Source organism: Rhizobium sp. KNZ14-9A (genome assembly GCF_056755015.1).
This window is the reverse complement of the sequence record NZ_JBPGXB010000002.1, coordinates 1,956,115-1,980,129: the sequence shown is the minus strand read 5'-3', so window position 1 is coordinate 1,980,129 and position 24,015 is coordinate 1,956,115. Positions and strand designations below refer to the sequence as shown.

The window sequence follows — 24,015 nt, the reverse complement described above, 5'->3', positions numbered from 1 at the left end:
ACCCGCGAATACGGAGGGGGCGGCCTTGAGCCGTCCCGCCGGATCGTTCTGGGATCGGCTGACGATGCGCCAGAAGCGCCTCGTCTGGGTCTGGACATTCCTTGCCCTGCCGATCCTGTTTTACTGCGTGATCCGTTTTTATCCGACGCTGCAGGCCTTCTACCTGTCCTTCACCAATTGGAACCTGATGAAGCCGCCGAAATTCATCGGCGTCGCCAATTATGTGAAGCTCTATAACGACCCGCAGTTCTGGAAGGTTTTCCGCAACACCTTCACCTATCTCATCATCGGCACGCCGCTGAGCCTCATCATCTCGTTCGTCGTGGCCTTCTTCCTGGATCGCGTGCGCTTCCTGCACGGGTTGATCCGCGCGCTCTATTTCCTGCCGTTCCTGACGACGGCTGCCGCCATGGCCTGGGTCTGGCGCTGGTTCTATCAGCCGGCTCCGATCGGCGTCATCAACGATGTGCTCGGCATGATCGGCCTGCCGCAGCAGCAGTTCATCCGCTCCGTCGATCAGGCGCTGCCGTCGATCATGGTCACGTCCATCTGGGCTGGCCTCGGCTTCCAGATCATCATCTTCATGGCCGGTCTTCGCGCCATCCCGAGCACCTTCTACGAGGCTGCGAAGATCGATGGTCTCGGCGAATGGCCGATCCTCTGGAAGATCACTCTGCCGCTCCTGAAGCCGACGACCGTCTTCCTCGTCGTCTTCTCCTCGATCGGCTTCCTGCGCATCTTCGATCAGGTCTACAACATGACGACGAACGATCCCGGCGGCCCGCTCGGATCGACCAAGCCTCTGGTTCTGATGATCTATCAGACGGCCTTTTCATCCTACAACATGGGTTATGCAGCCGCGCAGACCGTCGTGCTCTTCGCCATCCTGCTCTGCGTCTCCCTGCTGCAGCTCTGGATTCTGAGGGAACGCAAATGAGTGCCGTGACCACGAACACCACGGCACCGCTGCCGAAAGCCAATATCCGCCCCGGCGCCATCCTCATCTGGACGCTGCTTTTCATCGGTGGCCTGATCATGGTCTCGCCGCTGCTCTTCATGTTCTCGACATCGCTGAAGACAGCAGGCCAGGTCTACGACCTGCGCCTCATCCCGGCCGAACCGACGCTGCAGAACTACATCACCGTTCTCTCGGACGGCCGCTTCATGCGCTGGTTCCTGAACTCGACGATCGTTGCCTGCACGGTGACGCTCTCGAACGTCTTCTTCGACAGCCTTGTCGGCTATACGCTCGCCAAGTTCGAATTCCGTGGTCGCTACCTGATCTTCCTGGCGATCCTCTCGACCCTGATGATCCCGACGGAAATGCTCGTCATTCCCTGGTATCTGATGTCGGCGCAACTCGGCTGGCTGGACAGCTACTGGGGCATCATGTTCCCGGGCATGATGACTGCCTTTGGCACCTTCCTGATGAAGCAGTTCTTCGAGACGGTCCCGAACGATTTTCTGGAAGCCGCCCGTATCGACGGCCTGAACGAATTCCAGATCTGGTGGAAAGTGGCGATGCCGCTGGTGACACCGGCCCTCTCGGCGCTCGCGATCTTCACCTTCCTTGGCAACTGGACGGCCTTCTTCTGGCCGCTGATCGTCACCACCAGCCGCGAACTCTACACGCTGCCGGTGGGCCTCTCGAGCTTTGCCGTCGAGCAATCCATCCAATGGGAAATGATCATGACCGGTGCAGCACTCGCGACATTGCCGACGCTGCTCGTCTTCCTGGTGCTGCAGCGCTACATCGTGCGCGGCGTGATGCTGGCCGGTCTGAAGGGATAGAACATGACCAAAACCAATCCACGCCTTGCCGACAGTAGCGTCTTTCCTGATCCGGTCTATAAAGAAACCGTGCTGAAGCCGCTCTTCGACGGCGCCAAGACGCATCATGTCGATGGCTTCCGCCGGATTGACCGTGCTCATCTCGTCATGCTGGTCGAGACCGGCATTCTCGATCGCGAACAGGCCAGCAAGATCGCCGCTGCACTCGAAGCAATCGATCGCGACATTGATCCGGAAAAGCTCGTCTATACCGGCGAGGTGGAAGACTTCTTCTTTCTGATCGAGAAGGAGCTGAAAGCCCGCATCGGCGTCGACGTCGCCGGCCGCCTGCATACGGCGCGCTCACGCAACGATATCGACCATACGCTGTTCAAGCTCGGCCTGAAGGGGCGCATCGACGCCCTAATGGTCAAGGCACGCAAGCTGCTCGATGCGATGATCGCGACCGCCGATTGGGAGAAGGAGACGCTGATTGTCGCCTATACCCACGGTCAGCCGGCACAGCCGACCACCTTCGGCCATTATCTTTCGGCGGCGATTGAGGTGCTGATCCGCGATATCGAGCGCTTTGCCGAAGCCCGTGAGATCGTCAACCTCAGCCCCATGGGCGCTGCGGCGATCACTACGTCGGGCTTCCCGATCGATCGCGCTCGCGTCGCCGAACTGCTCGGCTTTGCCGCGCCGCTACGCAATTCCTACAGCTGCATCGCAGCCGTCGACTATACGACTTCGACCTACAGCGCCATCGAGCTGATGTTCCTGCATCTCGGCCGGCTGATCCAGGACCTGCAGTTCTGGACGAGTTTTGAGGTCGGCCAGATCTATGTGCCGAACGCGCTGGTGCAGATCTCCTCCATCATGCCGCAGAAGCGCAATCCGGTGCCGATCGAGCATATGCGCCATCTGGCGAGCCAGACCTTCGGCCGCGCCCGCACGGTGCTCGACGTTATGCACAACACGCCCTTTACCGACATGAACGACAGCGAGGGTGAGACGCAGGGAATGGGCTACGAAGCGTTCCATTCCGCCGGTCGCGTGCTCGACCTGCTCGCCGCCTTCGTCGCCCAGATCAGCATCGATCCCGAGCGCGTGGAAGACAATATCCGCCGCTCCTGCATTACCATTACCGAACTGGCGGATTCGCTGGTGCGTCTGGAAGGCCTCTCCTTCCGGCAGGCGCATGAAATTGCCGCAACGGTGGCCCGCGCGGTGGTCGCGAAGGGCGGTGGTCTTTCGGATGACGGTTACGAGCCTTTCCTCGCAGCTTTCGAGGAACTGGCCGGCCGCAAACCGGGTATCGCCAAGGCGCAATTTGCCGAGATCGTCTCGCCGGAACATTTCGTTGCCGTCCGCGCCCGCTTCGGCGGTCCCGCGCCGGCACCGATGGCGGATGCGCTTGCAGCCTACCAGGAAAAGGCTGCCGCATTCGCCAGACAAGCGCAGGAAAATGCAGCGCGCGAAGCCGCCGCTGCTCAGGAACTTCAAACCAGATTCACGGCATTGATGGGGACGGCCTGATGGCAAATATTGAACTGCAGGGGCTCGTCAAACGCTACGGCAAGCTGGATGTCGTTCACGGGATTGATCTCGCGATCGCTGACGGTGAATTCGTTGTCTTCGTCGGCCCGTCCGGCTGCGGCAAGTCGACGACGCTGCGCATGATCGCCGGCCTTGAAGACATTTCCGGAGGCACGCTGAAGATCGGCGGTGAGGTGGTGAACGAGCGCGAGCCGAAACAGCGCAACATCGCCATGGTGTTCCAGAATTACGCCATCTATCCGCATATGAGTGTACGCCAGAATATCGGCTTCGGTCTCTACACCTCCAAGCTTTCGCAGGCGGATAAGGACAAGCGCATCGACGAGACGGCGCAGATCCTCGGATTGACGGATTATCTCGCCCGTCGCCCGGCGGCACTATCCGGCGGCCAGCGCCAGCGTGTCGCGATCGGCCGCGCTATGGTGCGCAATCCCTCTGCCTTCCTTTTCGACGAACCGTTGTCAAACCTCGACGCCCAGCTGCGCACCCAGATGCGCATCGAGATTAAACGCTTGCACCAGCGCTTGGGCACGACGATCGTCTATGTCACCCATGATCAGGTCGAGGCCATGACCATGGCTGACCGGATCGTCGTCATGAAAGACGGCCACATCCCGCAGGCGGGAACGCCGATGGATATCTATGAGAACCCTGCTGACGTGTTTACCGCACGCTTCATCGGCAGCCCGTCGATGAACCTTCTGCCGGGCACGGCTGCGGCCGATGGCTTGCGCATCGGGCAGGGCGGTCCGCATCTGGTCGGCGTGCGTCCGCATGATCTGGTTATCAGCGAAGGCACGGGCGTCCTTTCGCTCTCAGGCATGGTGACGGCCGTCGAGCCGCTCGGCGCCGAAACGCTAGTGCATTTCGATGTGGCGGGCACGTCCGTGATTGCAACCGCCCCCGGTAAGGTGATACCGGCCGTCGGCAGCACCGTGAATGCCCATGCAGCCCCCGGTGCTCTCTATGTTTTCGATGCAAAAACGGAAAAGGCCCTCGGGCGCCAATGACATCTGATAATGACATGCGATCCGCGGTGCTCAGCATCGGCCGGATCTATTGCGACCTGATCTTCACAGGACTGGAGACCATGCCTGTGCTCGGGCGTGAGCTCTTTGCCGATGACTTGCGTATTGCAGCTGGCGGTGGCGCTTTCATCATGGCCGCTTATTCAGCCCATATCGGCCGCAAGACGGCTCTGCTCTCCCGTCTCGGCACCGATGGGCTTTCGAACGGCCTGATCGCGGAACTGCAAGCGAGCGGCGTCGACCTTCGCTTTCTCGACCGGGCGGCTGATGCCGGTCCACAGGTCACGGTCGCGATCAACAATGGCGAGGAGCGGGCCTTTCTGTCCCGTCGTGCCGGCGGCGCGGAGCCGGCTACGCTCGGTGAGGCGCTTGCCTGGAACGAGGCGCGTCATCTGCACATCGCCGAATTTGCCACGTTGGCGGAAATCCCCGGTCTGATCGCAAAGGCGAGGGAGAACGGTCTCACCGTATCGCTCGATCCGAGCTGGGACGAGACGCTGATCTACCAGCACGATTTCCTCGATCGCTGCGAGGGCGTCGATCTCTTCCTTCCGAATGTCGAGGAAGCCGTTGCCATCACCGGATACTCCGATCCGGACGTAGCGCTGGATAGGCTCGCCGAGCGCTTCACGGCGGTGGCGTTGAAGGCTGGCGCCGGCGGAGCTTATTTCGCGGCCGGAGATCTGCGCCTCCATCAGAATGCCCCCACCGTCAACGTCGTGGATACGACCGGTGCGGGGGACGCCTTCAATGCCGGGCTCATCCATGCCTGGCTTGGCGGCGCGAGCGCCGATATCTGCCTGCGCGAAGGTATTGCCATGGGCAGCCTCGCGGTCCAGGCGGCAGGCGGCGCCGCAATTCTGCCTGCACGCTAGAGCTTGGACGATCCGTGGCCTTTCCAGAGCCGCGGATCACTCTAGATTGACCGAAAGCGGCACCGAAATCGCTGCGCCAGATGCAACCCTGAATTATTCGCGTCGAGCCCGCGGGCTTGTTGCCGAACAGCTTTCGCTGACTGCGCCATCCAGCTGTTTCCTTACGAATATTTCATGTTATTCAGCCGCATTTCCGTGCCATCGTCAGGGCATCGGTAATGTTGGGTTCATCTTCGGCATGATTATCTCGGCGTGAAGCGGGGCTGATACGGCGAAGCATACATCGAGGATTAGATGGACAATTTGGAGGCTGGCAAAGAGACCGGTTCTGTAACAGGCGCAAATGCCGATCTGGCTGCCGTGCTGGTCGCCGGCCGGCAGAGCAAGGGCCGTCGCTGGCGCGGACGCCTGATCGTTCTGGTGCTCGTGATCCTGGCTGCTGCCGCTGCCGCCTATTTCTACGCGGGCCGGGGCCGTGCCGAAATCGCCTACACGACCCAGCCGGTCAAGCGCGGCGACCTCACAGTGCTCGTCACCGCCACCGGTTCCGTCCAGCCGACCCAGCAGGTTGATATATCGAGCGAATTGTCGGGTACCATGCGTGACGTCAATGTCGACTATAACAGCACCGTCGAGGCAGGCGATGTTCTGGCCGTCCTCGATACCAACAAGCTGGAAGCCGATGTGAAGAGTTCGCGTGCCAAGCTCAACTCGGCAAAGGCCAACGTGGTCAAGGCGAATGCAGATCTGGAATCGGCTGCGACCTCGCTCGACCGCCTGAAGAGCCCTCGTGAAAAGTAACGTCTCCACCCAGCAGAGCCTCGACGATGCGACCTACAAATATGACTCGGCAGTCGCCGCCAAGGATATCAACGAGGCCGAGGTCCTGGCCTCCGAGGCGGACCTGCAGCTTGCCGAGGTCAATCTCGGCAAGGCGAAGATCGTCTCGCCGATCGATGGCGTGATCCTCACCCGCTCCGTCGATCCGGGTGCGACCGTTGCTGCCTCGCTTTCGGCGCCCGTGCTTTTCACAATTGCCGGCGATCTCAAGAAGATGGAGCTGCAAGTGGATGTCGATGAGGCTGATGTCGGCCAGATCGCCGTCGGCCAGAAGGCGACCTTCACTGTCGATGCCTATCCCGACCGCACCTTCCCAGCCGTGATCGAGCAGATCCGCTTTGCTTCCGAAGTGGTCAACAATGTCGTCACCTACAAGGCGGTCCTCTCGGTCGACAATGCCGATTTGCTGCTGCGCCCCGGCATGACGGCGACATCGGATATCACCGTCGAGGCCGTCAAGGATACCCTGATGGTGCCGAATGCGGCCCTCCGTTATGCGCCGCCGCAAGCGGAAGGGCGCGGTGGTCGCGGCATCTTCAGCCTGTTCCGTCCGCCGCGTCTGCCCCGCAGTGGCGGCGGTGGTGATTCCAAGCTCACCGGCACGCAGCGCCGCGTCTGGGTGCTGCGCGACAGCCACCCCGCACCCGTCGTGATCCAGGTCGGCTCCTCCGATGGCCAGTTCACCCAAGTCACATCGGGCGAACTCACCGAAAAGGATGCAATCATCACCGATGCCGCGGCACGGACGAATTGACGGGGGTCGATGATGGAATGCCCGCCGCTTCTCGAATTCAGGCAAGTCTCGAAAATCTACGGTGAGGGCGCTGCGGCTATCCGCGCGCTCGACCGCGTAGACCTTTCGATCCGCGAGCATGAATTCGTCGCGATCATGGGACCGTCCGGTTCCGGCAAGTCGACGGCGATGAATATTCTCGGCTGCCTCGATGTCCCGACCTCGGGCGACTATGTTTTCCAGGGCATTTCGACAGGCGGCTTCGACCGCAGCCAACTAACGTTGTTGCGCCGCCATATGCTGGGCTTCGTCTTCCAGGGCTTCAACCTGTTGTCGCGCACATCTGCAGTCGAGAATGTCGAACTGCCGCTGATCTATCGCGGCATGGCGGTCGGCGAGAGGCGCAGGCGGGCGAGGGAGGCGCTCGGCCTCGTCGGCCTGTCGGGCAGGGAAAACCACAAGACGCAGGAACTCTCCGGCGGTCAGCAGCAGCGCGTGGCGATCGCCCGCGCCATCGTCACCGAACCAGCGCTGCTGCTTGCCGACGAGCCGACCGGCAACCTCGACACCAAGACCAGCATGGAGATCATGGATCTGATGACGCGGCTGAACCGTGAACAGGGCATTACCATCGTCATGGTCACGCACGAGCCTGACATCGCCGCCTATGCCGGACGCCTGCTGCGCTTCGTCGACGGCAAGCTGGAAACCGAGGTCGAGCATCAGCGGAGGGCGGAACATGTTCTTTGAGACGCTGAAGCTGGCGCTGCGCGCCATCAGCCGCAATCTTCTGCGTTCCTTCCTGACCGTGCTCGGCGTCGTCATCGGCGTTGCCGCCGTCATCGCGCTTGTCACCATCGGCAATGGCACGACGGCGCAGGTTTCGACCGAGCTTTCGCGCCTTGGCACCAACATGCTCTTTGTGCGCCCCGGCCAGTTTGGTCCCGGCCGCGCCAGTTCCGAGGCGCGGCGCTTCACGCTGAAAGATGTCGAGGCGATCCGCGATCAGGTCTCCGGTCTGCGGGCGGTGGCGCCGTCCAATCAGTCGACGGCGACGGTCATCTTCGGCGGGCAGAACCATTCCACCACGGTTTATGGCACGACCAACGACTATTTCATCGCACAGGACTGGGATCTGGCGCTTGGCCGCAATTTCATGCCGGCAGAAGAGCGCGGCCAGTCGCGCTGCATCATCGGCGAGACTGTGCGCGAGCAGCTTTTCGGCGCCGCCGATCCGACCGGCCAGCTGATCCGTGTCGGCAAGGTTTCCTGCCCGGTCATCGGCGTCCTGGCAAAGCGCGGCCAGTCCGGCATGGGCAACGACCAGGACGATGCCGTCATCATGCCCGTCAAGGTGTTCCAGCGACGCATCAGCGGCAGCTCCAATGTGCCGACGATCCTCATCTCCGCGCGTGACGGCGTCTCGACATCAAAGGTGCAAGCCGATGTCGAAAACCTGCTGCGCGAACGCCGCAAGATCATCCCCGGCCGTCAGGATGATTTCAACGTCAACGACATGACGCAGATCGCCGAAGCCATGACTGGTACGACGACGTTGCTGACCGGTCTGCTCGGCGCGGTCGCCGCCGTCAGCCTGCTCGTCGGCGGTATCGGCATCATGAATATCATGCTGGTATCGGTGACGGAGCGCACGCGCGAGATCGGTATCCGCCTTGCGATCGGCGCACTTGAAAATCAGGTGCTGACGCAATTCCTCGTCGAGGCCGTCGCCCTGTCACTCTTCGGCGGCATAGCCGGCATCATGCTGGGGCTGACACTTGCATACGGTACGGTCAGCTTCCTCAATGTGCCCTTCGTGGTCAGCCCGCTTATCATCTTCATTGCCTTCGTCTTCTCGGCGGCAATCGGCATGATCTTCGGCTTCTTTCCGGCCAGACGCGCAGCACAGCTCAATCCCATCGAGGCGCTGCGTCACGAGTAAGGGGAGTGCTTTCGCGTACTGCATGACCTTGATATATCAGGATAACTTGTCTTCGGCATTTAACCGTGCCAGTATTGATATATCAGTCTGGGATTTGCCCGCATGCAGAAATCGCTGAGCCATCTCGCCTATCTGGCGCTGGAGCACGCTATCGTGACACTGGCTTTGGCGCCGGGTGCGTTGGTAACGGAAAAACAGCTCATCGATCTTGCGGGCCATGGCCGCACACCGGTGCGCGAAGCGATCCAGAAGCTTGCCTGGCAGGGGCTGATCGTAGTGAAGCCGCGCGTCGGCCTGCAGATCGCCGAAATCCATGCTGAAGATCATGCCAATGTCATGCAGGTGCGCCGCAAGCTGGAGCCGGTTGCGGCAGCACTCGTCGCCGATGCTGCGAATGAGGAGCAGAGGGCCCGGCTCGTTGCCTGCGCCCGCGCGATGGAAGAATGTGCTATCAGCGGCGATGTGGCGGGCTTTTTCGCAGCCGACAAGGCCTTTGACGAGATCCTCGAGGATGCCTGCCCGAACAGCTTCATGACCGCAGCATTGGGGCCGGTCCAGACCCATTCCCGCCGCCTGTGGTATTCGACCGCCAATCCGGAACGGATGGATCGCTCCATCTCTCTCCACGTCGTAGTCATAACGGCTATTCATCAGGGTGAGGTCGAGCAGGCGCGCGAGGCCATGGCCGATCTGATCGATTATCTGAGCCAGAAATAGAAACGGCCCCGTCTCCGGAGCCGTTACCTGGAAATCTATTTTCTGGCTTCAGCCGACGAAGGCGCGTTCAATCACGAATTCGGCGGGCTTGCTGTTGGCGCCTTCTTCGAGACCGGCCTTTTCCAGAAGCTCCTTTGTGTCCTTCAGCATGGCGGAGGAACCGCAGATCATGCCGCGGTCGATTGCCGGATCGATCGGAGGCACGCCGAGATCGGTGAAGAGCTTGCCCGAGGAAATCAGGTCGGTGATGCGGCCGCGATATTCGAAATCTTCGCGGGTGACGGTCGCATAGTGGCGCAGCTTGTCGCCGACGACTTCCTTGAGGAGCTCGTCATTCTGGATCTCGTGGACGAGATCGAAGCCATATTTCAGCTCGGAAATCTCGCGTGTCGTATGCGTGAGGATGACCTCGTCAAACTTCTCGTAGGTTTCCGGATCGCGGATGAGGCTCGCGAACGGTGCGACGCCGGTGCCGGTCGAGAACATGTAGAGGCGTTTGCCCGGGGTGAGCGCGTCGAGAACCAGCGTGCCCGTCGGCTTCTTGCGCATCAGCACCTGGTCGCCCGGCTTGATGAGCTGCAGATGCGAGGTCAGTGGGCCATCCGGCACCTTGATGGAGAAGAATTCCAGCTCCTCGGCCCAGGCCGGGCTTGCGATCGAATAGGCGCGGAAGACCGGCTTGCCTTCGACCATCAGGCCGATCATCGCGAATTCGCCCGAACGGAAACGGAAGCCATCTGGCCGGGTCATCGTGAAACGGAAGAGCCGGTCAGTGTAATGCGTCACGCTCAGCACCGTCTCGGCGTAAACGCCGGCGGGAATGGCGGAGGCGAATTCTTCGGTCTTTGCAGGAGCGTTCATTTCGATATCGGGCTCGTCGTTCGCAGGATGATCATCGGCATGCGAGGCAGATATTACAAAACCTCGCTGAATTAAAGGCAATCCATTCCATCGCACGGCTGGGGAGCGAAATATGCATGTCACGGTCAGGATTCTTGGCCTGTGATGAACTGTCGCTTTTGCGCTGGCTAAGCTATTCAAAGGATGCATATTAGGCGAAAAACGACGCCCGCCGCGGCGCGGGGCGCGACAGGTGGTCACGGGGGAACATGAAAATCTTCAATTACAAGCGCGTTCCTTACGCGGAAATGCGCGCATTTTCCGTCCATATACTGACGGCGTCCGGTTCCTTCCTTGCCTTTCTCGGTGTGGTGGCCGCCGCCGAGCATCGTTTCGTCGATATGTTCTGGTGGCTGGGCCTGGCACTCCTGGTCGATGGCATCGATGGGCCGATCGCCCGAAAGGTGCGCGTCAAGGAAGTCCTGCCCAACTGGTCCGGTGACACACTCGACAATATCATCGATTACGTGACCTATGTGCTGCTGCCGGCCTTTGCGCTCTATCAGAGCGGCATGATCGGCGAGCCCTGGTCCTTCGCCGCCGCCGGCATGATCGTCGTTTCCAGCGCCATCTATTATGCCGATATGGGCATGAAGACGGAGGAGTATTTCTTTTCGGGCTTCCCCGTCGTCTGGAATATGGTGGTCTTCACGCTCTTCGTCATGCATGCGAGCGAAATGACCGCCTTTATCGTCGTCACCGTCTCCGTGATCCTGACTTTCCTGCCGATCAACTTCCTGCACCCCGTACGGGTCCAGCGTCTGCGCCCTTTGAACCTCGGCGTCTTTCTGCTGTGGTCGGCACTCGGTGCCTATTCGCTGCTGAAGTATTTCGACATGCCGCAATGGGCGGTCGTTCTCTTCATCGTGAGCGGGATCTATCTTTACGTTATCGGTGCCGTGCTCCAATTCTTCCCGGCGCTTGGACGTAAATGAGGTAGACTGAGATGACAAAGACGAAAGCGGTTTCTTTCTCCAGAAACGGTGGTCCCGAGGTTTTCGAATATGTCGATATCGATCTGCCGCCGCCTTCTGAGGGGCAGGTGCAGATCCGCCAGCAAGCGGTCGGACTGAATTTCATCGATGTCTATTTCCGCGATGGCACCTACAAGGCGCCGCATCTGCCCTTCGTGACCGGCAAGGAAGGCGCCGGCGTCGTCACATCCGTCGGCCCCGGCGCAGCCGATTTCGCCGTGGGCGACCGCGTCGCTTATGCCAGTGCCGATGGCGCCTATAGCGCGGAACGCAATATCGAGACGAAACATCTGGTAAAGGTGCCTGACGGCATCAGCCTGGAAACGGCCGCTGCCATGATGCTGAAGGGCATGACGGCGGAATATCTGTTGAACCGAACCTTCAAGGTCAGCCCTGGGACCGTGCTACTGTTTCATGCCGCAGCCGGCGGCGTCGGCCTCATCGCCGGCCAGTGGGCGAAGGCGCTCGGTGCGACCGTTATCGGCACGGCAGGATCCGCCGACAAGGTTCAGCTGGCGCTCGAACATGGCTATGATCATGTCATCAATTACAAGACCGAGAACTTCGCAGAGCGCGTGCGAGAGATAACCGGTGGCAAGGGTGTCGACGTGGTCTATGACTCGATCGGCCGCGACACTTTCCCGCAATCACTGGATTGCCTCAAGCCGCGCGGGCTCTTCGCGTCGTTTGGCCAATCCTCGGGCGCGATCGAGAATTTTACCATGGCGCATCTCGCGCAGAGGGGCTCGCTCTATGCCACGCGGCCGACGCTCTTCACCTATATCGCCTCACGTCAGGAGCTAACCGATTGTGCAAACCATCTATTTGATGTTGTGCGCAGCAACAAAGTGCGTATCAATATCAACCAAACCTATCCGCTGCGTGAGGTTGGGCGGGCCCACGCAGATCTGGAAACAAGAAGAACAACCGGAACGACGCTGCTGATTCCATGAGATCCGAACGGACCGGTCGGCAGAAGAAATGAGGGGAACGTGTCGCCATTGAATGTGCCGGCTTCCGGTACGTTATTATCGGTCCAGAAGCTGACGAAATTCTTCGGTAGCTTTGCCGCCTGCAATGAAATCGATCTCGATATAGCGCCGGGCGAAATTCATGCGCTCCTCGGCGAAAATGGCGCAGGCAAATCGACACTGGTCAAGATGCTGTTCGGCGTTCTGGAGCCGACGGACGGGCATATCCTCTGGGAGGGCAGGCAGGTCACGATCACCTCGCCGGGCGAGGCCCGGAAGCTCGGCATTGGCATGGTCTTCCAGCATTTCTCGCTGTTTGAGGCGCTGACCGTTGCGGAAAACATCGCGCTTTCGCTTGATGACAGCATTCCGATCGGCAGGATCGCCGAAGAGGCGAGGGCGCTGTCGCAGGCCTATGGCCTGCCGCTCGATCCGCACGCCCATGTCGCCGATCTCTCGGTCGGTGAGCGCCAGCGGATCGAGATCGTTCGCGCTCTACTGCAGAACCCGAAGCTTATTATCCTCGACGAGCCGACATCGGTGCTGACGCCGCAGGAGGCCGACAAGCTCTTCGAAACCCTCTTCAAGCTGCGCGCCGAGGGTCGCTCCGTTCTCTATATCAGCCACCGACTGGAAGAAGTGCAGCGCATCTGTGATCGCGCCACCGTGCTGCGTCATGGCCGCGTAACCGGCGCCTGCGATCCGAAGCAGGAGACGCCAGCCTCTCTCGCCCGCATGATGGTCGGCAGCGAGGTAGCTTCCGTCACGCATCCCGAGCGCAGTGACAAGGGTGATGTGCAGCTTGCGGTCTCGAACCTTTCCGTCGCTGCACGCACGCCCTTTGCCATGCCGCTGCGCGGTGTCTCCATGACGGTACGGTCGGGCGAGATCCTCGCGATCGCCGGCGTTGCGGGCAATGGACAGAGCGAACTCTTCGATGCGCTGTCAGGCGAATATCCTGTCAGCTCGGCCGAAGCGATCGTGATCCGCAAGAAGCCGGTCGGAGCGCAGGGCATTACCGCGCGCCGCCTGCTCGGTGCCGGCTTCGTGCCGGAAGAGCGGCATGGCCATGCGGCCGTTTCCACCATGAAACTCTCCGATAATCTGGTGCTGGCCCGCAGCCAGTCCGACCGCAAAGCCTTCCTCGGCATCCTCGGCATCATCCGCTACGGCGCAGTAAAATCTGCCGCACGTCGCATTTCGGAAGCCATGGACGTGCGCAAGAGCGGAGATGACCCCGCCGCAGGCTCGCTCTCCGGCGGCAACCTGCAGAAATTCATCGTCGGCCGCGAGCTTGATCGTCAGCCCTCCGTTCTCGTCGTCAATCAGCCGACCTGGGGCGTGGACGCTGGTGCCGCAAGCCGCATCCGTCAGGCATTGGTGGACCTGGCAAAGGCGGGTTCGGCCGTCGTCGTCATCAGCCAGGATCTCGACGAGATCTTCGAAGTCGCGACTGATATCGCGGTCATTTCCGAGGGACGTCTTTCGAAGCCTTATGCGGCTGGTGAACTCACGCGCGAGAAGATCGGTCTGCTGATGGGCGGGCTGCATGAAGGCAAGCATGCTGCGGAGGCTGCTCATGCGCATTGAGCTTGAAAAGCGCCCGCAGGTCTCGAAACTCTATGCCTTCGTTTCACCGCTTCTCGCTCTCATCCTGACGCTGATATTTGGCGCTATCATGTTCGCCATGCTCGGCAAGGATCCGGTCGAAGCGCTCGACGCCTTCTTCCTCGAGCCGCTTCTGGAAGTGTGGTCGCTGCATGAATTGGCAGTCAAGGCCGCACCGCTGATCCTGATCGCCGTCGGTCTCGCGGTCTGTTATCGCTCCAACAACTGGAATATCGGCGCCGAAGGCCAGTTCACCATCGGCGCGATCACCGGCTCATATATTCCGATCGTCTTCTATGATTGGCATTCGCCGCTCGTCCTGCCATTGATGCTGATCCTGGGCGCGCTCGGCGGCGCGCTGTTTGCAGCCATTCCGGCGCTCCTGAAGGCGCATTTCAATACCAACGAGATCCTGACCTCGCTGATGCTGGTCTATATCGCCCAGCTGTTTCTCGACTGGCTGATCCGGGGCGCATGGCGTGATCCGAAGGGCTTCAACTTCCCGGTCTCGCGCGATTTCGCGCCAGAAGCGATTGTGCCGGCGATCTGGGAGGAATCGGGACGCGCCCATTGGGCCTTCATCTTCGCCATCATTGCGGCGGTGCTCGTCTGGTTCATGATGCGCTTCACGCTGAAGGGCTTCGAGATCGTCGTGCTCGGCCAGTCGGAACGGGCAGGGCGCTTTGCAGGCTTCTCTTCGAAGAGGATGATCTGGTTCAGTTTCCTTTTTTCCGGCGCGCTGGCAGGCCTTGCCGGCATCTGCGAGGTTTCGGGCTCCATCGGCCACCTGCAGCCGGCAATTTCGCCGGGCTATGGCTTCACCGCCATCATCGTCGCCTTCCTCGGTCGCCTCAATCCGCTCGGCATCATCGCTTCGGGTCTGGTGCTGGCATTGACCTATCTGGGTGGTGAGGCGGCGCAGCTTTCGATCGGTGTTTCGGACAAGGTCACGCGTGTCTTTCAGGGGCTGATCCTCTTCTTCGTGCTCTCCTGTGACACGCTGATCTATTACAAAATCCGCATCGTCTGGTCGCGGGTCAGGGGTGGCGTGGCATGAGTATCTTCGAAGCCATTCTTCTGACGGTCATTACCGCCTCCACGCCGCTCGTCATCGCTGCACTCGGCGAACTCGTGACGGAGCGCTCCGGTGTCCTCAATCTCGGTGTCGAGGGCATGATGATTATGGGCGCTGTCGCCGCCTTCGCCGGTGCGCAGATCTCGGGCTCTCCCTATGTCGGCATCATCTGCGGTATCGTCGCGGGCGGGCTGTTTTCGTTGCTCTTTGCCTTCCTGACGCTGACATTGGTGGCAAACCAGGTGGCAACCGGCCTGGCGCTGACCCTTCTCGGCCTTGGCGTCTCCGGCCAGCTCGGCGAGCCCTATGTCAGCGTACCCGGTATCCGGCTGGAGGAGATCGACATTCCGCTCCTGTCCGGTATTCCGGTTATCGGCCCGGTGCTCTTCAAGCAGGACCTGATCTTCTATCTGTCGATCGCATTGCTCCTCGGCGTCAGCTGGTTCTTGTTCAAGAGCCGTGCCGGCCTGAAGCTCCGGGCGATCGGTGATAGTCACGGCTCGGCCCACGCGCTTGGCATTCACGTCATCCGCACGCGCTATCTGGCCGTCATGTTCGGCGGTGCCTGCGCGGGTCTCGCCGGTGCGCAGCTTTCGCTCGTCTATACGCCGCAATGGGTGGAGAACATGTCGGCCGGTCGGGGCTGGATCACGTTGGCGCTTGTCGTCTTTGCCTCCTGGCGTCCGTGGCGGGTTTTTGCTGGTGGCTATCTGTTTGGCGCGGTCACGATCCTGCAGCTTCACGCGCAGGCCTTCGGTCTCGGCATCCCCGCGCAGTTCCTCTCGATGCTGCCCTATGCTGCGACTATTGTGGTTCTCATCATCATTTCTCATAATCGACGCACGACGTTGATCAATACGCCCGCGTCACTTGGAAAAGCCTTCGTACCGGAGCGATAAAACAAGAACACGGACGGGTTTCCGGAATAACTTCAAACCAACAGGGGTCATCATGAAGAAATTCGCACTCACACTTGCCGCATCGGCAGCAGCCGTGATTGGCATTTCCTCTGCTGCCGCGGCAGCAGATAAGACGAAGGTCTGCTTCGTCTATGTAGGGGCACACAATGACGGCGGTTATTCGCAGGCGCACGATGTCGGCCGCCAGCAGGTCCAGGCCGAATTCGGCGACAAGATCGAGACGCCTTATCTCGAAAACGTTCCGGAAGGCCCGGATGCCGAGCGCGCCATCGAGCGCCTTGCCCGCTCCGGCTGCCAGCTGATTTTCACCACGTCTTTCGGCTTCATGGATGCGACTGTGAAGGTCGCTGCCAAGTTCCCGAAGGTCAAGTTCGAGCACGGCACCGGTTACAAATCCGGCCCGAATCTCGCGACCTACAACTCGCGTTTCTATGAAGGTCGCTACATCCTCGGCCAGATCGCTGCCAAAACCTCGAAGAACCACGGCGCCGCCTACATCGCCTCCTTCCCGATCCCGGAAGTCGTAATGGGCATCAACTCCTTCGAGCAGGGCGCCAGGTCGATCGACCCGAGCTTCAAGCTCAAGGTCATCTGGGTCAACACCTGGTTCGACCCGGGCAAGGAAGCCGACGCTGCCAAGGCCATGATCGACCAGGGTGTCGACGTGCTGACGCAGCATACCGACACGACCGCACCGATGCAGGTTGCCGAAGAACGCGGCATCCACGCTTTCGGTCAGGCATCGGACATGATCGCAGCCGGCCCGAAAGCGCAGCTGACGGCAATCGTCGATACCTGGGGCAACTACTACTCCAAGCGTGTTCACGCGCTTCTGGATGGCACCTGGAAGTCCGAGCAGAGCTGGGACGGCCTGAAGGACGGTATCCTCAAGATGGGGCCCTACACGAATATGCCTGACGACGTAAAGAAGATGGCTGAGGAAACCGAGGCCAAGATCAAGTCCGGCGAACTGCATCCCTTCACCGGTCCGATCAACAAGCAGGACGGCACGCCCTGGCTGAAGGCCGGCGAGAAGGCCGATGACGGCACGCTGCTCGGCATGAACTTCTACATCGAAGGCGTGGACGACAAGCTGCCGGCGCAATAAGCAGAGTTTGTAACTCGCAGTTGCGAAAAGGCGCCTTGAAAAGGGCGCCTTTTTTGCTGCAGTGCATACTAAAATGCTCATTTACAAAAGTATTACTATATGATTTTTTGATCCTGCGCCGCGAGACGCGGCATTGGGAGGACATCATGAAATTGAAGACTGCACTTTTGAGTGCCACGATTTTGGCTGCCTGCATGTTCGGTTCGGCTTCGGCTGCCGGCTTGACCGTCGGCTTCTCGCAGATCGGCTCGGAATCGGGCTGGCGCGCGGCTGAAACGACCGTGACGAAGGAACAGGCCAAAAAGCGCGGCATCGATCTCAAGTTTGCCGATGCACAGCAGAAACAGGAAAACCAGATCAAGGCTCTTCGTTCCTTCATTGCACAGGGCGTCGATGCCATTCTCGTTGCTCCTGTCGTCGAAACCGGCTGGGACGACGTTCTGAAGGAAGCCAAGGAAGCCAAGATTCCGGTTATCCTTCTCGACCGTACCATCAAGGCTCCCGACGATCTCTATCTGACAGCTGTTACTTCCGACCTGGTCCATGAAGGCAAGGTCGCCGGCGACTTCCTGGTCAAGACCGTCGGCGACAAGAAGTGCAATGTCGTCGAGCTGCAGGGCACGACTGGTTCGTCGCCGGCCATCGCTCGCAAGAAGGGCTTCGAAGAGGCTCTTGCCGGTCACGACAACCTGAAGATCGTTCGCAGCCAGACCGGTGACTTCACCCGCACCAAGGGCAAGGAAGTCATGGAAAGCTTCCTCAAGGCGGAAAATGGCGGCAAGGATATCTGCGCTCTCTACGCCCATAACGACGACATGGCCGTCGGCGCCATCCAGGCGATCAAGGAAGCTGGCCTGAAGCCCGGCAAGGATATCCTCGTCGTCTCCATCGACGCCGTGCCGGATATCTTCAAGGCCATGTCCGAGGGTGAGTCCAATGCCACGGTTGAGCTGACGCCGAACATGGCAGGTCCGGCCTTCGATGCGCTCGATGCCTATCTGAAGGACAAGAAGGCGCCGCCGAAGTGGATCCAGACCGAGTCCAAGCTCTACACGCCTGCCGACGACCCGATGAAGGTCTATGAAGAGAAGAAGGGTCAGGGTTACTGATTGAAGCTGGAACCGCACCGGTCCATCATGGACCGGTGCGGAACTGCCGGTACCAGCAGGGCGTCATGCCCGTTTTTGGTACAGGCGTAAGGCGCAATATCAGGAAACAGCAACCCTCATGGTTCACAATTTCGAGAATATTCTCGCAGCCTCCGGCATATCGAAATTCTTCCCCGGCGCCGTCGCCCTGGATAAGGTTGATTTCACGCTGCGCCGGGGTGAGGTACATGCACTTCTCGGCGAAAACGGCGCCGGCAAGTCGACGCTCATCAAGTGCATTACGGGGGCCTATCGCCGCGACGGCGGAAGCCTGACGCTGGAAGGTCACGAGATCGATCCGGCCGATACGCTGGCCGCCCAGAAGCTCGGCATCGGCACCGTCTACCAGGAGGTCAACCTCCTTTCGAATCTCAGCGTTGCGGAAAACCTTTTCCTCGGCCGCCAGCCGAAGCGCTTCGGAATGATCGATGCCCGCACCATGAATCGGAATGCCCGCGAACTTCTGGCAGGCTATGGCCTCGATATCGATGTAACCGCGCAGCTCGACCGATTCTCGGTCGCCGTCCAGCAGATCGTGGCGATCGCCCGGGCTGTCGATCTCTCCGGCAAGGTGCTCATTCTGGATGAGCCAACGGCAAGTCTCGATACGCATGAAGTCGAAATGCTTTTTGGTGTCATAAATGACTTGAAGAAGCGCGGATTAGGCATTGTCTTCATTACCCATTTCCTTGAGCAGGTCTATGCAGTCAGCGACCGCATCACCGTGCTGCGCAATGGCCGGCTCGTCGGAACGCACGAGGCAGCCGAACTGCCACGGCAGAACCTGATCGCCATGATGCTCGGGCGCGAACTCGCCCAGACGGAATATGCCGCCAAAGAACGCACCATTGCCGCCGGCGAGGTCAAATATACTTTCGAGGGCTTTGGGAAACGCGGCAAGGTGAAGCCCTTCGATCTCGAGGTCCGTGTCGGCGAAGTCGTCGGCATTGCCGGACTTCTGGGCTCCGGGCGCACAGAGACTGCCGAACTCATGTTCGGTATCGAAAGCGCCGACAGCGGCGTCGCCAGGATCGATGGATCGCCGGTGACGCTGTCAAGCCCGCGTGCGGCGATCGGCAAGGGTTTCGGCTTTTGCCCGGAGGACCGCAAGACGGATGGGATCATCGGCGACCTGTCGATCCGCGAGAACATCGCCCTTGCCCTCCAGGCCCGCCGAGGCTGGGCACGGCCGCTTTCGCGCGCAGAACAGAATGCGATTGCCGACGAATATATCAAGGCGCTCGATATCCGCACGACCGACCGCGAAAAACCCATCCGGCTGCTGTCGGGCGGCAATCAGCAGAAGGCGATCCTTGCCCGCTGGCTCGCCACAAATCCGGATTTCCTGATCCTGGACGAACCGACCCGCGGCATCGATGTCGGCGCCCATGCCGAGATCATCAAACTGATCGAGCAATTGTGCGCCAGAGGCATGTCGCTGATCGTCATTTCCTCGGAACTGGAGGAACTGGTCGCTTACAGCTCACGCGTCATCGTGCTGCGTGATCGCGAACATATCGCTGAATTGACCGGTGAGCGCATTACCGCCGCCGGCATCGTCGACGCCATAGCTGCCGCCGACAAACGAACGGAGGATGCATGACTGCCTCGCTGAAGGTGCTGGGCTCTCGTCTTGCGCCGCAATTGATTGCGCTTTTGGTTGTTCTTCTCTTGAATTTCAGCTTCTTCCCGCAGTTTCTTGATGTGATTGTTCAAAACGGCCGGCTCTATGGGAGCATCATCGATGTGCTCAATCGCGGTGCGCCCGTGGCGCTGCTGGCGATTGGCATGACCCTCGTCATCGCCACCAAGGGTATCGACCTTTCGGTCGGCGCCGTGATCGCGATCTGCGGTGCCGTCGCGGCCTCGTCGATCGTCGAAGGAAATTCGCTTGCCTATACTCTGGCGCTTACCGTTATCATCGGCCTGCTCTGCGGCTTCTGGAACGGCTTTCTTGTTGCCGTCCTCAATATCCAGCCGATCATTGCGACCCTTGTTTTGATGGTCGCCGGCCGCGGGATAGCCCAGCTCATTACCGAAGGTGTCATCATGACCTTCAACGATGACGGGCTGATCTTTCTCGGCAGCGGCTCCTTCGCCTTCCTGCCCATGCCCGTGGTCATCTGGCTGATCGCCGCCCTACTGGTCATCCTGCTGGTTCGCCGCACGGCGCTCGGCATGCTGATCGAGGCAGTCGGCATCAACAGGCGCGCGAGCACGCTTTCAGGCGTACAGACGCCGGTGCTGCTGATGGCGGTCTATATGCTGAGCGGCCTCTGCGCGTCCATCGCCGGCATCATCGTCGCCGCCGACATCAAGGGGGCGGACGCCAACAATGCCGGCCTCTGGCTGGAGCTCGATGCCATCCTCGCCGTTGTCGTCGGCGGCAATTCGCTTCTCGGCGGCCGCTTCAGCATCATCGGTTCGCTGATCGGCGCGATGATCATCCAGGCGGTCAATACCGGTATCCTGCTTTCCGGCTTTCCGCCGGAGTTCAACCTCATCATCAAGGCGGTCATCATCATTGTCATCCTGGTCATCCAGTCGCCGGCCATGCAATCGCTCGCCAGCTTCTTCACTCGCCGGACGGACGCAGGAGGGCACAAATGAATTCCAAATATTTGCCGCTCCTTGCGACGATCGTCATCTTCGTGCTCGCCTATGCGGTCTGCACGCTGCAATATCCGAACATGCTGTCGACACGCGTCATCGGCAACCTGCTGACGGATAACGCATTTCTCGGCATTGCCGCCGTCGGCATGACCTTCGTCATCATCTCCGGTGGCATCGATCTGTCGATCGGGTCCGTCATCGCCTTCACTGGCGTCTTTCTGGCCGTGGTCCTGCAGAACACCAGCATTCATCCGTTAGCCGCCTTCGCAATCGTTCTCATCATCACCACGGCCTTCGGTGCGGTCATGGGCATGATCATCCACTTCCTGCAGATGCCACCCTTCATTGTGACACTTGCAGGGATGTTCCTTGCTCGCGGCATGGCCTATGTCCTGTCGATTGACAGCATTCCGATCGATCACGAATATTATTCGACGCTGACCAGCCTCTACTATCGTCTGCCCGGCGGCGGGCGCCTGACGCTGATCGGCGGCATCATGCTGGTCGTCTTCGCGGCCGGCATCTTCATCGCCCACCGCACCCGCTTCGGGACCAATGTCTATGCGCTGGGCGGCGGCGTGCAGACGGCGCAATTGATGGGCGTTCCCGTGGCGCGCACGACGATCCAGATCTACGCATTGTCGGGTTTCCTGGCGGGCCTATCCGGAATCGTTTTTTCCCTATACACCTCTGCCGGATATTCTCTTGCGGCGGTGGGCGTCGAACTGGATGCCATCGCGGCAGTCGTCATCGGAGGGACGCTGCTGACAGGAGGAGCGGGATTCGTGGCAGGGACCTTCATCGGTCTGCTGATCCAGGGGCTCATTCAGACTTACATCACCTTCGACGGTACGCTGTCGAGCTGGTGGACGAAAATCCTGATTGGCCTGCTGCTTTTTGCATTCATGGTAATGCAGAAGGCCATCCTTTTCCTTTCCAGTCTGAACAGGAGATATGGCTAGGAGGAGTAACGGATTGCGCAACAGACAGCTTGAAACCCGTAAGGCAGGGCGAAGAACCCGAACGAGCCACGCGCATGTCGTCGACGAACTCGGCCGTTCAATCGTTGCCGGCATCTATCCCGTCGGCACGATCTTGCCTGGAGATGGAGAGTTGGCGCAGCGCTTCAAGGTCTCACGCACGGTGCTGCGTGAAACGATGAAGACGCTTGCCGCCAAGGGCATGGTCGTTGCAAAGGCGCGTGTCGGCACGCGTGTGACGGAAAAGAACTTCTGGAACATGTTCGACACCGAAATCATCTCCTGGCATTTCGCCAACGGTGTGAGCGAAGAATTCCTCCTGCAGCTCTACGATATCCGCCTGGCTTTCGAACCATTTGCCGCCGGTCTCGTGGCCGAGCGCGCAAACGCGGCCGATATCGAATTGCTGCGCGGTCTGGCGCTCGACATGGCCGCAAGCGGCCACACGTCCGACAGTCTGGCACTTGCCGACCTGCGCTTCCATCTCGCCGTTTCCGAGGTATCCCACAATCCCTTCATGCGCACGCTCGGTGGGCTCATCGAGGCGGCACTCGTCGGCATGTTCCGCATGAGCACGCCGCCCTCGCAGAACGGTTTCGCCAACATCGCCGAAACCCACATGCGCATCGTCAATGCCATCGCCGCAGGCAATGCCGCAGCGGCGCGCAAGGCGATGGAAGATGTCATCGTCGAGGGCAGGGATCACGTCCACGAAGCCTTCTCCGCACTCTCCGAGCCCATCGTTTCCCTGCCGATTTCGTCTTTTTGAAGCCTCGCCTTGCTGCTATGAGCGGCAGAACACCCGACTAGCAATGGATTCTCGGAGTCTGCCCATGGAACGCACCTGCCTTGCCGTCATTCTCGCCGCTGGCGACAGCACACGAATGAAATCCGCAAAGTCGAAGGTGCTTCATGAGGTCGCCGGCCGGCCGATGATCGCGCATGTCGTCGATGCCGTGGCCGCGACAGGCGTTTCATCCGTGGCCCTCGTCGTCGGCCGCGATGCCGAGAAAGTGGCGAGGGCCGCCGATATCGGCGGCGTGACGATCAAATCCTACATTCAGGAACAACGTCTCGGTACCGGCCACGCTGTTCTCGCCGCCCGCGAGGCGATTGCCGAAGGCTATGACGATATCCTTGTGACTTACGGTGATGTGCCGCTTCAGACGGCTGGTCCGCTGCTCGAGGCTCGCAAGGCGATTGCCGAAGGCAGTGACATCGTCGTGATTGGTTTCCATACGGATCGTCCGACCGGATACGGACGCTTGCTCGTCAAGGACGGCGAACTGATCGCCATCCGCGAGGAAAAGGACGCGACCGATGCCGAGCGCACCGTCAAGTGGTGCAATAGCGGCCTGATGGCGATCAACGGCCGCAAGGCGCTCGACCTTCTGTCACGCATCGGCAACAGCAATGCCAAGGGCGAATATTATCTGACCGATCTTGTCGAGATCGCCCGCTCACTCGGTGGCCGCGTCACTGCCGTCGATGCGCCTGAAGTCGAGATGGCCGGCTGCAACAACCGTGCTGAACTCGCTGCGATCGAACGTTTCTGGCAGGAGCGCCGCCGCCACGAGCTTATGCTCTCGGGTGTTACGATGATCGCTCCGGAAACGGTCTTCCTCTCTTACGACACGGTCATCGGCCAGGATGCGCTGATCGAGCCGAACGTCGTCTTCGGTCCCGGCGCTGTCATCGATAGCGGCGCGGTCGTTCATGCCTTCTCGCATATCGAAGGCGCCCATGTTAGCGAAGGCGCAACGGTCGGTCCGTTTGCGCGTCTGCGGCCGGGTGCCGATCTCTCTGTTGGCTCCAAGGTCGGCAATTTCTGCGAGGTCAAGAACGGCAAGATCGGCGAGGGCGCCAAGGTCAACCACCTGACCTATATCGGCGATGCCGTCATCGGCTCCGGCACCAATATCGGGGCCGGCACGATCACCTGCAATTATGACGGCGTGAACAAGTTCGAGACTGTCATCGGCAAGGACACTTTCATCGGCTCGAACTCGTCGCTGGTTGCCCCCGTCACGATAGGGGACAGCGCCTATATCGCTTCGGGTAGCGTCATCACGGCAGATGTGCCTGATAATGCGCTGGCTTTCGGCCGTGCGCGGCAGGAAATCAAGCCCGAGCGGGCCAAGCTGCTACGCGAGCGGGCGCTTGCCATCAAGGCGGCGAAAAAGGCCAAGGGTTGAGCCTTCTTGCGTAACGGGAGGAAACCGAAAGTGACCGCCGTACCAATTGAGAAATAAG

At 60.2% G+C, this 24,015-nt stretch carries 21 protein-coding genes and 1 pseudogene; 21 read left to right on the top strand and 1 reads right to left on the bottom strand.

Going from position 1 to position 24,015, the window contains the following annotated elements:
* The first annotated feature begins 64 nt into the window (after window positions 1-64).
* The 9 genes and pseudogenes from ACR9ZQ_RS16290 (at window position 65) to ACR9ZQ_RS16250 (ending at window position 9,465) form a co-directional block, all read left to right on the top strand.
* On the top strand, window positions 65-937 hold the full coding sequence (locus ACR9ZQ_RS16290; RefSeq protein ID WP_162736686.1) for a carbohydrate ABC transporter permease: 873 nt from the start codon (window positions 65-67) through the stop codon (window positions 935-937).
* Window positions 934-1,791, top strand: a complete 858-nt coding sequence (locus ACR9ZQ_RS16285) for a carbohydrate ABC transporter permease (protein ID WP_310389578.1) — start codon at window positions 934-936, stop codon at window positions 1,789-1,791. The genes ACR9ZQ_RS16290 and ACR9ZQ_RS16285 overlap by 4 nt, the downstream gene beginning before the upstream one ends.
* 3 nt (window positions 1,792-1,794) lie before the next feature.
* Window positions 1,795-3,309, top strand: coding sequence for an argininosuccinate lyase (gene argH / locus ACR9ZQ_RS16280; protein ID WP_481428296.1), 1,515 nt, complete (start codon window positions 1,795-1,797; stop codon window positions 3,307-3,309).
* A complete protein-coding gene (locus tag ACR9ZQ_RS16275; RefSeq protein ID WP_481428295.1) occupies window positions 3,309-4,340 on the top strand; it encodes an ABC transporter ATP-binding protein in 1,032 nt (343 codons plus the stop codon). Before argH ends, ACR9ZQ_RS16275 begins: the two co-directional genes overlap by 1 nt.
* Window positions 4,337-5,233: a carbohydrate kinase family protein gene (locus tag ACR9ZQ_RS16270; protein ID WP_481428294.1), complete on the top strand. Its 897-nt coding sequence runs from the start codon at window positions 4,337-4,339 to the stop codon at window positions 5,231-5,233. Before ACR9ZQ_RS16275 ends, ACR9ZQ_RS16270 begins: the two co-directional genes overlap by 4 nt.
* A 294-nt stretch (window positions 5,234-5,527) precedes the next feature.
* A pseudogene (locus ACR9ZQ_RS16265) lies at window positions 5,528-6,827 on the top strand (efflux RND transporter periplasmic adaptor subunit).
* A 12-nt stretch (window positions 6,828-6,839) separates the two neighbouring features.
* Window positions 6,840-7,556: an ABC transporter ATP-binding protein gene (locus ACR9ZQ_RS16260; protein WP_310389677.1), complete on the top strand. Its 717-nt coding sequence runs from the start codon at window positions 6,840-6,842 to the stop codon at window positions 7,554-7,556.
* Window positions 7,546-8,748 (top strand): ABC transporter permease, encoded by a 1,203-nt coding sequence (locus ACR9ZQ_RS16255; protein ID WP_481428293.1) that lies wholly within the window; start codon window positions 7,546-7,548, stop codon window positions 8,746-8,748. The genes ACR9ZQ_RS16260 and ACR9ZQ_RS16255 overlap by 11 nt, the downstream gene beginning before the upstream one ends.
* A gap of 102 nt (window positions 8,749-8,850) precedes the next feature.
* On the top strand, window positions 8,851-9,465 hold the full coding sequence (locus tag ACR9ZQ_RS16250; protein WP_481428292.1) for a GntR family transcriptional regulator: 615 nt from the start codon (window positions 8,851-8,853) through the stop codon (window positions 9,463-9,465).
* 48 nt (window positions 9,466-9,513) lie between these two features.
* Here the strand turns inward: ACR9ZQ_RS16250 and ACR9ZQ_RS16245 are convergent, their stop codons facing one another.
* Window positions 9,514-10,326: a ferredoxin--NADP reductase gene (locus ACR9ZQ_RS16245; RefSeq protein WP_113319894.1), complete on the bottom strand. Its 813-nt coding sequence runs from the start codon at window positions 10,324-10,326 to the stop codon at window positions 9,514-9,516.
* A gap of 248 nt (window positions 10,327-10,574) precedes the next feature.
* Here ACR9ZQ_RS16245 and pcsA point away from each other — a divergent pair, with 248 nt between their 5' ends.
* The 12 genes from pcsA to glmU all read left to right on the top strand — a co-directional run bounded on the left by pcsA (window position 10,575) and on the right by glmU (window position 23,957).
* Window positions 10,575-11,300, top strand: coding sequence for a phosphatidylcholine synthase (gene pcsA, locus ACR9ZQ_RS16240; RefSeq protein ID WP_113319895.1), 726 nt, complete (start codon window positions 10,575-10,577; stop codon window positions 11,298-11,300).
* 11 nt (window positions 11,301-11,311) lie between these two features.
* The gene (locus ACR9ZQ_RS16235) at window positions 11,312-12,292 is read left to right on the top strand and encodes a quinone oxidoreductase family protein (protein ID WP_481428291.1); all 981 of its coding nucleotides are present in this window, start codon (window positions 11,312-11,314) and stop codon (window positions 12,290-12,292) included.
* Between the two features lie 39 nt (window positions 12,293-12,331).
* Window positions 12,332-13,900: an ABC transporter ATP-binding protein gene (locus ACR9ZQ_RS16230; RefSeq protein ID WP_481428290.1), complete on the top strand. Its 1,569-nt coding sequence runs from the start codon at window positions 12,332-12,334 to the stop codon at window positions 13,898-13,900.
* Window positions 13,890-14,975 carry an ABC transporter permease gene (locus ACR9ZQ_RS16225; protein ID WP_481428289.1) on the top strand — a complete coding sequence of 362 codons (1,086 nt, stop codon included), beginning with the start codon at window positions 13,890-13,892 and terminating at the stop codon, window positions 14,973-14,975. The genes ACR9ZQ_RS16230 and ACR9ZQ_RS16225 overlap by 11 nt, the downstream gene beginning before the upstream one ends.
* Window positions 14,972-15,892, top strand: coding sequence for an ABC transporter permease (locus ACR9ZQ_RS16220; protein WP_481428288.1), 921 nt, complete (start codon window positions 14,972-14,974; stop codon window positions 15,890-15,892). The genes ACR9ZQ_RS16225 and ACR9ZQ_RS16220 overlap by 4 nt, the downstream gene beginning before the upstream one ends.
* A 52-nt stretch (window positions 15,893-15,944) precedes the next feature.
* Entirely contained in the window at window positions 15,945-17,021 is a 1,077-nt protein-coding gene (locus ACR9ZQ_RS16215; RefSeq protein WP_310389602.1) for a BMP family ABC transporter substrate-binding protein, read from the top strand.
* Between the two features lie 146 nt (window positions 17,022-17,167).
* Window positions 17,168-18,130, top strand: coding sequence for a galactofuranose ABC transporter, galactofuranose-binding protein YtfQ (ytfQ, locus tag ACR9ZQ_RS16210; RefSeq protein WP_310389604.1), 963 nt, complete (start codon window positions 17,168-17,170; stop codon window positions 18,128-18,130).
* 118 nt (window positions 18,131-18,248) lie between these two features.
* On the top strand, window positions 18,249-19,772 hold the full coding sequence (gene ytfR, locus ACR9ZQ_RS16205; RefSeq protein WP_481428287.1) for a galactofuranose ABC transporter, ATP-binding protein YtfR: 1,524 nt from the start codon (window positions 18,249-18,251) through the stop codon (window positions 19,770-19,772).
* Window positions 19,769-20,779, top strand: a complete 1,011-nt coding sequence (locus ACR9ZQ_RS16200) for an ABC transporter permease (RefSeq protein ID WP_113319902.1) — start codon at window positions 19,769-19,771, stop codon at window positions 20,777-20,779. The genes ytfR and ACR9ZQ_RS16200 overlap by 4 nt, the downstream gene beginning before the upstream one ends.
* Entirely contained in the window at window positions 20,776-21,744 is a 969-nt protein-coding gene (gene yjfF, locus ACR9ZQ_RS16195; RefSeq protein WP_481428286.1) for a galactofuranose ABC transporter, permease protein YjfF, read from the top strand. The genes ACR9ZQ_RS16200 and yjfF overlap by 4 nt, the downstream gene beginning before the upstream one ends.
* A 13-nt stretch (window positions 21,745-21,757) precedes the next feature.
* Entirely contained in the window at window positions 21,758-22,531 is a 774-nt protein-coding gene (locus ACR9ZQ_RS16190; RefSeq protein ID WP_481428285.1) for a FadR/GntR family transcriptional regulator, read from the top strand.
* 64 nt (window positions 22,532-22,595) lie between these two features.
* Window positions 22,596-23,957, top strand: coding sequence for a bifunctional UDP-N-acetylglucosamine diphosphorylase/glucosamine-1-phosphate N-acetyltransferase GlmU (gene glmU, locus ACR9ZQ_RS16185; protein ID WP_481428284.1), 1,362 nt, complete (start codon window positions 22,596-22,598; stop codon window positions 23,955-23,957).
* Window positions 23,958-24,015: the final 58 nt, after the last annotated feature.

Excerpts from the sequence above, each read along its gene's own strand:
- ACR9ZQ_RS16275 (WP_481428295.1), top strand. The coding sequence starts at position 3,309 with ATGGCAAATATTGAACTGCAGGGGCTCGTCAAACGCTACGGCAAGCTG.
- glmU (WP_481428284.1), top strand. The coding sequence starts at position 22,596 with ATGGAACGCACCTGCCTTGCCGTCATTCTCGCCGCTGGCGACAGCACA.
- ACR9ZQ_RS16235 (WP_481428291.1), top strand. The coding sequence starts at position 11,312 with ATGACAAAGACGAAAGCGGTTTCTTTCTCCAGAAACGGTGGTCCCGAG.
- ACR9ZQ_RS16200 (WP_113319902.1), top strand. The coding sequence starts at position 19,769 with ATGACTGCCTCGCTGAAGGTGCTGGGCTCTCGTCTTGCGCCGCAATTG.
- ACR9ZQ_RS16215 (WP_310389602.1), top strand. The coding sequence starts at position 15,945 with ATGAAGAAATTCGCACTCACACTTGCCGCATCGGCAGCAGCCGTGATT.
- pcsA (WP_113319895.1), top strand. The coding sequence starts at position 10,575 with ATGAAAATCTTCAATTACAAGCGCGTTCCTTACGCGGAAATGCGCGCA.
- ACR9ZQ_RS16270 (WP_481428294.1), top strand. The coding sequence starts at position 4,337 with ATGACATCTGATAATGACATGCGATCCGCGGTGCTCAGCATCGGCCGG.
- ACR9ZQ_RS16285 (WP_310389578.1), top strand. The coding sequence starts at position 934 with ATGAGTGCCGTGACCACGAACACCACGGCACCGCTGCCGAAAGCCAAT.
- ACR9ZQ_RS16225 (WP_481428289.1), top strand. The coding sequence starts at position 13,890 with ATGCGCATTGAGCTTGAAAAGCGCCCGCAGGTCTCGAAACTCTATGCC.
- ACR9ZQ_RS16250 (WP_481428292.1), top strand. The coding sequence starts at position 8,851 with ATGCAGAAATCGCTGAGCCATCTCGCCTATCTGGCGCTGGAGCACGCT.
- yjfF (WP_481428286.1), top strand. The coding sequence starts at position 20,776 with ATGAATTCCAAATATTTGCCGCTCCTTGCGACGATCGTCATCTTCGTG.
- argH (WP_481428296.1), top strand. The coding sequence starts at position 1,795 with ATGACCAAAACCAATCCACGCCTTGCCGACAGTAGCGTCTTTCCTGAT.
- ACR9ZQ_RS16255 (WP_481428293.1), top strand. The coding sequence starts at position 7,546 with ATGTTCTTTGAGACGCTGAAGCTGGCGCTGCGCGCCATCAGCCGCAAT.
- ACR9ZQ_RS16260 (WP_310389677.1), top strand. The coding sequence starts at position 6,840 with ATGGAATGCCCGCCGCTTCTCGAATTCAGGCAAGTCTCGAAAATCTAC.
- ACR9ZQ_RS16245 (WP_113319894.1), bottom strand. The coding sequence starts at position 10,326 with ATGAACGCTCCTGCAAAGACCGAAGAATTCGCCTCCGCCATTCCCGCC.
- ACR9ZQ_RS16290 (WP_162736686.1), top strand. The coding sequence starts at position 65 with ATGCGCCAGAAGCGCCTCGTCTGGGTCTGGACATTCCTTGCCCTGCCG.
- ytfQ (WP_310389604.1), top strand. The coding sequence starts at position 17,168 with ATGAAATTGAAGACTGCACTTTTGAGTGCCACGATTTTGGCTGCCTGC.
- ytfR (WP_481428287.1), top strand. The coding sequence starts at position 18,249 with ATGGTTCACAATTTCGAGAATATTCTCGCAGCCTCCGGCATATCGAAA.
- ACR9ZQ_RS16220 (WP_481428288.1), top strand. The coding sequence starts at position 14,972 with ATGAGTATCTTCGAAGCCATTCTTCTGACGGTCATTACCGCCTCCACG.